Consider the following 2685-nt stretch of genomic DNA (forward strand, 5'->3'; position numbering starts at 1 on the left):
GTAGGACGTTGCCAGGTTATTAAAGATCAGCTATTTTAGCTGGTCTTTTTTTGTTATAGTTTTACTATGTTTTCTATATAATAAAGAATGGAATAGGAGGTTTACTCATTGAAAAATTTTACTTTTTATAATCCTACAAAATTAATCTTTGGTAAAGGTCAGATGGAACAATTAAAAAACGAAGTTCCTAAGTACGGTAAAAATGTATTGCTTGTTTATGGTGGCGGGAGTATTAAACGAAATGGTTTATACGATGGCATAATCAAGGTTTTAAATGAAATTGATGTGAAAATTTTTGAATTATCTGGTGTTGAACCTAATCCTCGCCTTACAACAGCACAAAAAGGAATTGATATTTGCAAAGCTGAAAATATTGATTTTCTTTTAGCAGTTGGGGGAGGAAGTGTTATAGATTGTACGAAACTTATCTCAGTAGGTGCAAAGTATAATGGAGATCCATGGGATTTTGTTGTAAAAAAAGCAGTTGCGACTGATGCTCTCCCATTCGGAACGGTATTAACTCTTGCAGCGACGGGATCTGAAATGAATGCAGGTTCTGTTATTACGAATTGGGAAACAAAGGAGAAGCATGGTTGGGGAAGTCCTTTGACATTTCCAAAATTCTCGATATTAGATCCTGTTAACACTTTCACTGTGCCGGAAAATCAAACAATTTATGGAATTGTTGATATGATGTCACATGTGTTAGAGCATTATTTTCACCATGAAGAAAATACACTTTTGCAGGATCGTATGTGTGAGTCACTGCTTCTTACTGTTATGGAAACGGCGCCTAAATTGCTGGAGAATTTAGAGAACTATGAATATCGCGCTACTATTCTATATAACGGAACAATGGCTTTAAATGGCGTTTTAAATATGGGCTATCAAGGTGACTGGGCTACCCATAATCTGGAACATGCTGTTTCGGCAGTTTATGATATTCCTCATGGTGGTGGACTCGCTATTCTTTTTCCGCACTGGATGAAGAAAAACTTACAGGTTAAACCATCTCGCTTTAAACAGTTAGCTGTAAGAGTATTTGATGTAAATCCTCAAGGTAAGAGTGATGAAGAAATAGGAATGGAAGGTATTCAAAAACTACGTGAATTTTGGAATAGTATAGGTGCACCAGCCCGATTAGCTGATTATGATATTGATGATAGTAAGTTAGAGATTATGGCAGAAAAAGCGATGGTGAATGGTGAATTCGGTCGTTTTACAAAGTTAAACAAACAAGATGTTTTAGACATTTATAGGGCTTCTTTGTAATATCAATCGTTGAAAATTCTAAACTCCCTCTACTTTGTTTTGAAGTGAGGGGAGTTTTATTTTTTTAGGTTCTGTTAAAGATAAATGGAAACCTTCCCGAAATCTTTGTATAACTAGCATAAATGTACGGTGAGGTGGCAAAATTGAGCAAAGCGTTTAGTAACCTAACATAGTGGCAATTTATCGCACAAAGAAAAAGAACGAGTGTTTCAAGGATAAAACGCTACGTTGAAGAATTTCAATTAACAGCATTTGTATTTGAGATGACGGATACTTATGATAATTTGCGTATTTCAAAATGTATTGTTTTTATAAGATGGTTTTGAATAAGAACAGTGAAACTTTGAAAGATGACTATCGTCAAATTAATAAATGAGGAATATTTTGAGATTAAAAACATTTTTTATAGTGATTTTTGCATTCTCTATATTTTTGATATTGGGTTGTTCAAATAATGTAGTTAAGGAAGCTGAAGACATAGACAGTGAATTTCCTCGATCTATGACAGGACTTATTATTATTAACGGGATGGAGTATCAAATGGAAGAAGGCGATTATCAATGGGAAAGAAAAAAAGGTTTAGGGACTGAAGTTGTGCAAACAGACCATGCATCTCCATATCAAATGGTAGACCATATAGAATCAATTAACGTAAATTCAAATCAAAAAGTTGATATTAAGTTTGAAAAAAACCCGGATATTAAAGTTTATTTATGGAATGAAAAAGGAAGAGGAAAAGAAATCGAACACGATGCTAATCAAATAATTATTCCTTCAAGTAAAGGTAAGTATATCTATGAAGTCTTAGCAGAATGGACTAACGGAACAATTTCCTATACATTTGTTGTAGAAATTCAATAATCGCAAAGAGATTAGTCTTAAAAAGGGTGGAAACATTAGTAATCTGCTTTCCCTTATTTTTGTCTAAATATTAATATTATAATTTAGCAGAGTCTTTTTAAAAGAAAAATATTTATAAAAAACCTTGCAAGGAAATTATATTAATGTTATATTAATATCTGTCGTTGAAAGACGAATGATAACATTATAGGTTTTGAGAGTTATTCTATGAAAATATTGATATCTCAATAATATAATGTTACATTATGAAAGTTGCTTTAATAGCAATGAAAATAATATTAAAAAGTTATTGACACTAAATAACTAAAATGTTATTATATAAAAGTTGCTTCAACAGCAACGAAATGATCTTTGAAAACTAAACAAGACAACACGTCAACGTTAATTCTAAAACAAAGTTTCTACTTGATAGAAACAAAACTTTTATGAGCAAGTCAAACACTTTTTGGAGAGTTTGATCCTGGCTCAGGACGAACGCTGGCGGCGTGCCTAATACATGCAAGTCGAGCGAATGGATGGGAGCTTGCTCCCTGAAGTTAGCGGCGGACGGGT

General features: G+C 33.1%; 2 protein-coding genes and 1 rRNA gene. All 3 read left to right on the top strand.

All coding sequences use genetic code 11. The features are described from left to right. Positions 1-108 precede the first annotated feature (108 nt). Positions 109-1272, top strand: a complete 1164-nt coding sequence (locus tag V7014_RS15600) for an iron-containing alcohol dehydrogenase (RefSeq protein ID WP_335508357.1) — start codon at positions 109-111, stop codon at positions 1270-1272. Positions 1273-1656: 384 nt separating this feature from the next. Further along, positions 1657-2133, top strand: a complete 477-nt coding sequence (locus V7014_RS15605; RefSeq protein ID WP_335508358.1) for a hypothetical protein — start codon at positions 1657-1659, stop codon at positions 2131-2133. Positions 2134-2575: 442 nt separating this feature from the next. Further along, positions 2576-2685: ribosomal RNA gene (locus V7014_RS15610) — 16S ribosomal RNA — on the top strand; the annotation flags it as partial.

Source organism: Bacillus sp. JJ722 (assembly GCF_036963345.1).
GTDB lineage: Bacteria > Bacillota > Bacilli > Bacillales > DSM-1321 > Bacillus_AD.